The following is a 5,456-nucleotide window of genomic DNA, read 5'->3' as shown; positions in this document are numbered from 1 at the left end:
GGTGAACAAGGATTGCGAGGCGGCGCGAGCCATTACCGGTGCTCCGTTCAGGACAGCTGGCCGCGGATCATCGCGAGATGATCGGCGACGGGACCGAGCGCGAGGCTCGGCAGGAAGGTGAGGCCGCCCAGGATCAGGATGATCCCGACCAGGAGCCCGACCCAAAGGCCGCCCGTGGTCGGGAACGACCCCGCGCCGGCGGGCACGTGCCGCTTGGCGGCGAGCGACCCGGCGATGGCGAGCATCGGCACGATCACGAAGAACCGGCCGAACCACATGCCCAGGCCCAGCAGCGCGTTGTAGAAGGGCGTGCCCGACGTGATGCCGCCGAACGCCGACCCGTTGTTCCCCACCGCCGACGTGAAGGCGTACAGGATCTCCGAAAAGCCGTGCGGCCCCTTGTTCAGCGGCCCGGCGAGCCCGGCCTCGCTCACCGACGCGATCGCGGTCCCGCCCAGGATGCAGAGCGGCAGCACGGCGATGGCGAGCACGGCGAGCTTGACCTCGCGCGCCTCGATCTTCTTGCCGACATATTCGGGCGTGCGCCCGACCATCAGCCCGGCGACGAACACCGCCAGGATCGCGAACAGCAGGAAGCCGTAGATGCCCGCGCCCACGCCGCCGATCACGACCTCGCCCAGCTGGATGTTGAACAGCGGGATCAGGCCGCCGAGCGCGGTGAAGCTGTCGTGCATCGCGTTGACCGCGCCGCACGACGCGGCGGTGGTGACGACCGCGAACAGGGCGGAGGCGGCGATGCCGAACCGCACCTCCTTGCCCTCCATATTCCCGCCCGCGACGCCCAGTTGCGTCAGGATCGGGTTGCCCGCGGCCTCCTGCCAATAGGTGACGCCGACGCCGAGCAGGAACAGCACGAGCATCGCGGCCAGGATCGCCCAGCCCTGGCGCGTGTCGCCGACCGCCTTGCCGAACGTCCAGGTCAGCCCGAAGCCGATCACGAAGATCGACAGCATCTGGATGAAGTTCACCCAGTCGCTCGGATTTTCGAATGGATGCGCGGAATTGGCGTTGAGGAACCCGCCGCCGTTGGTGCCGAGCATCTTGATCGCTTCCTGGCTGGCGATCGGCCCGAGCGCGATCACCTGGGACGCGCCCTCGACGGTGGTCGCGGTGATCTGCTGCGTCAGCGTCTGCGGCACGCCGCCCGCGACCAGCACGATCGTATAGAGGATGCAGATCGGCAGCAGCAGATACAGGATCACGCGCGTCACGTCGGCCCAGAAATTGCCGATCGCCCCGAACCCCTGCACCGAAGCCTCGCGCCGCGCAAAGCCGCGGAACAGCGCGAACGCCAGCGCGATGCCGGTCGCGGCGCTGGTGAAATTGTGGATGGCGAGCGCGAACATCTGGGAGAAGTTCGACATCGCCGCCTCGCCCGAATACCACTGCCAGTTGGTGTTGGTCGCGAAACTGATCGCGGTGTTGAACGCGCCGTCGGGCGCGATCCCCGCCATCCCGGGCTCGTTCAGCGGCAACACGCCCTGCAGCCGCAGCACCGCATAGGTGAGCAGCAGCAACGCGATATTGAACAGCAGCATCGACACCGCATAGGCGCGCCAACCCTGCTCGGCCGACGGGTTCACGCCGGCGAGCTTGTAGAAGCCGCGCTCGACGGGCCCGAGCACGATGTGGAACGGCGTCCGCCGCCCCTCATAGAGCGCATGCAGCCACATACCCATCGGCTTGGTGAGCGCGAGCAGGACGCCCGTGAAGGCGAGGATCAGGAGCCAGCCCTGGATGGTCATGGAACGCCCCCCTTAGAAGCGCTCGGGCCGGACGAGCACGGCCACGAGATAGACGAGAAGCGCCAGCGCGGTGACGGCGGCGAGCCAGAGATCGACCGTCATCGCCTCACGCCCGCTCGAGCAGGCGGATATAGGCGAAGGTCATGAGGACCAGCCCCAGGAGTATGCCCAGCCACAGAAGGTCCCCCATGATCCGATCTCCTCAAAAAGCCGCGCTGAGCGAAAACACGAACGTGCCGTCGGCGATCGACCCGGTGCCGTCCTGCCCGTTGGAGAAGCTCGGCTGGAGGTACGCGGCCTCGCGGCGGCTGATGTCGGTGTCGACGTACGACACGCCCAGCGTCAGGTTCTTGTACGTCGCGTCCAGCCCGACCGAATAGTCCCAGTATTTGCCCGTGGGCGCGACGGAGGTGGCGTTGGGGCCGAGACCCCGGTTGCCGTCCGAATGACCGATGTGCGCCTTGGCGGTCAGCGGCGTGCCGGGCAGCGCCGTCGAGGCGTCACCCCAGAGGTACAGATTGTCCTCCTTGTCGCCCTCGTCGTCGAACACGCCGTTCGCGGCGGACGTGCCGTTGAAGTAATATCGACCGAGCGCCTGCTGCTTGGGCGCGTACGCCGCGCCCGCGGTCAGGTTCAGCGGACCCCTGGTGCCCGAGAGCTTGACGTAGGGCTCGAAAAAGTCGGTCTTGTCCGCGCCGCCGGGGAACAGATAGTAGGTCAGGCCCACATCCACCGTCGCGGCCTCGGTCGGCTTGAACTTGTACCCCGCCAGTATGTCGAGCTCCAGGTTCGCGCCGCCGAACGTGCCCCAGCCCGCCAGGTTCGACGCCCAGAAGCCGCCATACAATCCGCTCTCGTGGGTGGCCGTCACCGAACCCTGCACCGCCAGGTCCTCGTCCGACTGCGACACGCCCCGGAACCGGTAATCGGACACGAGCGCCGCCGAACCGGTGATCGTCACGGCCGGCGAAGGCGCGGTCGCCGAGTCGGCCGTATCGGTGGCCACGCCCGGCGGAACAGCCGCGTCCTGAGCGCATACCACCGATGAAAGCGACGCAAGGGCAAGGGCGGGGAGTAACGAAAGTCGACGCATGAACAGTCCTTTTGACCACCCGCTGAACGGATCCGGGCGAGGACGGTCGATAGATCGTCGCCGCATATGGAAGCGAGACGACGAACGCCGGTCCGGCGTATGATCTTCGTATATTTTTCGGGTCCACCCGGCCGAAACATCCAGCCTTCGGAGGCTCCGTGGAGCTCCGATCAATATCCACGCTCGCGCGCCCAGATCACGGCAGCGCTGCGGCGGTTGACGCCGATCTTGGCGTACAGGCGAGTGACGTGGTTCCGCACCGTGTTGGGCGACAGGCCCAGCCGATCCGCGATCGTCTTGTCGTCCAGGCCCTCGCCGATGCAGCCGAGCACCTCCTGCTCGCGAGAGCTCAGCTCGGGGCGGGGATCGCCGGGCGCGGCGCGCGGATCGCGGAGCTCGGCCAGTTTGTCCATCACCGTTCGGCTGAACCAGCTGGCGTCCTTCATCACGGCCTCCATCGCGTCCGCCAGCTCCGTCTCGGTGCGGCGACGGGCCGTGATGTCCTGGATCATCCATACCACGCGGTCGCCGCCCCGGCGGGTCGTCCGCTCGGCCGACAGGAGGCAGTCGATCGCGCACCCGTCCTTGTTCAGGAGGCGGACGTCCCGCCCCCGCAATCCGCCCCGCTCGCCCACCTCCCGCGCGCACCGGTCGCGCTCCGCCGGAGCTTCCCACATCGGCAACGTCGCGAGCGACCGGCCCACGCTGGTGCTGGGCGCGATGCCGGTCAGACGCGAAAACGCGTCGTTGATCTCGATGATGCGGTTCTCCGCGCATTCCGTGACGACCATCGCGACCGGAGCCATGCGGAACACGGCCTCGAAATGCTGCTCGCTCGCCCGCAACGCCTCTTCGGCCCGGCGGCGATGCTCCAGGTCGGCGAAGGTCAGGAGCATGCAGGGCTGGTCGGCCAGTTCGATCGGCTGGCCGGCCATGATGACCAGCCTGGTGCCGCCATCAGGGGCGGGGAGCTCGGCCTCCATCTGGGGGATGGTCTCGCCCGCCTCGAACCGCGTGCGGGCCAGCTTGGCGCGGTCGGCGCCGCCCAGCAGATCGATGTCGACGAGACTGCGGCCGACAAGGGCGTCCCGATCGTAGCCGGATAGTTCGAGGAAGCCGCGGTTCACCTTCAGGAACCGGTGATCGGCGAGGCGCACGATGATCGCCGGCGCCGGGTTGGCCTGGAACATGGCGTCGAAGCGGTCCTCCGCCTCGAACCGGTCGGACACGTCCTGGATGACCAGCGCCAGGCAATCGGGATCGCCGCCGTCGTCGTCCATGGCGACGTCCCGGACGTGATGCACCCAGCGCGGCTCGTTGGTTCCGAGCGGGGCCACCTCCACCACCAGATCGGGAAAGCTCTCGCCGGCGAGCAGCCGCATGATCGGGTACTCTCGGCGCGGCAATCGGTGATGATTGCGGTAGCGGAGGCAGAAACGCTGGCAATAGTCGTCCGCGGTCGCGCCGATGTCCTCCAGCTTGGCCGCGCCGTGCATCGATAGCGCCGCGGGATTGGCCCAGAGGATGCTACCGGTCGGATCGATCAGGATCACTCCCGCGCTGAGCGCGTCCACCAGCTGTTGAAGATGGCCGAGCGTCGTGCCGGAGAGGGCTGCGGGTGCCGTGCTGGTCATGGTGCTTCAGCGCGGGAACGGCTTGGCGGGTTCCCGTCGCGCCATGTGCGTAGGTCGAGTTACATCGCGGGACTGGTGTAATCGCATCAAGCGCGAACTCCGCTCGAACCTGCCGATTTGAACGGAGGACCACCGTCTTCGTTGATGACCCGGACCTCGAAGGCGGGATCAGTGCGCAAGGCCGTCAAGGCTGGGTGCGCGTACCGGGAGTGCGGCCGTGAGCGCTGACGAGGGACCCCGGGCACCCAGCGTCTTTCTCGAACAGGGATTTCCTACATGAACCTCATCATCCTTCTCGTCGTGGGCGGCATCATAGGCTGGGTCGCGAGCATGATCATGCGCACGGACGCGCAGCAGGGCATCCTGCTCAACGTCGTCGTCGGCGTCGTCGGCGCGTTGCTTGCCGGCTTCCTGATCACGCCGCTGATCGGCGGCGCGTCGATCACCGACGGAACACTCAACTTCACCTCCATCCTGATCTCCCTCCTCGGCGCGGTCGTGCTGCTGGCGATCGTCAATCTGGTCCGTCGCGGCAGCGTGCGCTGAGATCGTGGACGTCGACGGTCGGGTGTTCGACCGTCGATCTCCACGGATCGTATTCCCGTTCTTATGGAAAGATCGTCATGGGTTGTCGCCCGATCGTTCTAGGCCCCAAACTCATCCGCGTGCTGCGGGCACCGTCCACCGCCGCGCCGGTCGATCTCAGGCGAACCGCGGCCCGTGACGGCAAGGGCCGGTTCGACCGGCATGCCGGCCGCTCCGATGATCACCCAACCTTGCCCGACATCAAGGCCAGCAGTTTGGTTGGTCGGTAACACCGTAAACTCGGCAGCGCGTGCATTCACCGCGAGTCCGAATCTGCAATCATCCACCCCTAAATTAGGAACCACACATGGCCAACATCAGCGGCATCAAGGAGCATATGGACGTGATCGGCGCTGACGGCGTTCATCTGGGCACGGT

The 5,456-nt window shown here is 66.9% G+C and carries 5 protein-coding genes; 1 reads left to right on the top strand and 4 read right to left on the bottom strand.

The window, feature by feature from the left end:
* Positions 1-47 precede the first annotated feature (47 nt).
* From kdpA to ACFE7F_RS15360, 4 genes are all read right to left on the bottom strand, one after another.
* Positions 48-1,766 carry a potassium-transporting ATPase subunit KdpA gene (gene kdpA, locus ACFE7F_RS15375; RefSeq protein WP_375404726.1) on the bottom strand — a complete coding sequence of 573 codons (1,719 nt, stop codon included), beginning with the start codon at positions 1,764-1,766 and terminating at the stop codon, positions 48-50.
* 12 nt (positions 1,767-1,778) lie between these two features.
* Positions 1,779-1,868, bottom strand: a complete 90-nt coding sequence (gene kdpF / locus ACFE7F_RS15370; RefSeq protein ID WP_375404725.1) for a K(+)-transporting ATPase subunit F — start codon at positions 1,866-1,868, stop codon at positions 1,779-1,781.
* 100 nt (positions 1,869-1,968) lie between these two features.
* Positions 1,969-2,859: a TorF family putative porin gene (locus tag ACFE7F_RS15365; RefSeq protein WP_375404724.1), complete on the bottom strand. Its 891-nt coding sequence runs from the start codon at positions 2,857-2,859 to the stop codon at positions 1,969-1,971.
* Between the two features lie 170 nt (positions 2,860-3,029).
* Positions 3,030-4,493 carry a helix-turn-helix transcriptional regulator gene (locus ACFE7F_RS15360; protein ID WP_375404723.1) on the bottom strand — a complete coding sequence of 488 codons (1,464 nt, stop codon included), beginning with the start codon at positions 4,491-4,493 and terminating at the stop codon, positions 3,030-3,032.
* A gap of 276 nt (positions 4,494-4,769) precedes the next feature.
* On the opposite strand from ACFE7F_RS15360, the gene ACFE7F_RS15355 reads away from it, so the two are divergent.
* The gene (locus tag ACFE7F_RS15355; RefSeq protein WP_375404722.1) at positions 4,770-5,039 is read left to right on the top strand and encodes a GlsB/YeaQ/YmgE family stress response membrane protein; all 270 of its coding nucleotides are present in this window, start codon (positions 4,770-4,772) and stop codon (positions 5,037-5,039) included.
* The last annotated feature ends 417 nt before the right edge of the window (positions 5,040-5,456 follow it).

Source organism: uncultured Sphingomonas sp. (genome assembly GCF_964235535.1).
In the GTDB taxonomy this organism is placed as follows: Bacteria; Pseudomonadota; Alphaproteobacteria; order Sphingomonadales; family Sphingomonadaceae; genus Sphingomonas.
The sequence above is the reverse complement of the archived record's forward strand: the minus strand, read 5'-3'. Positions and strand labels throughout refer to the sequence as shown.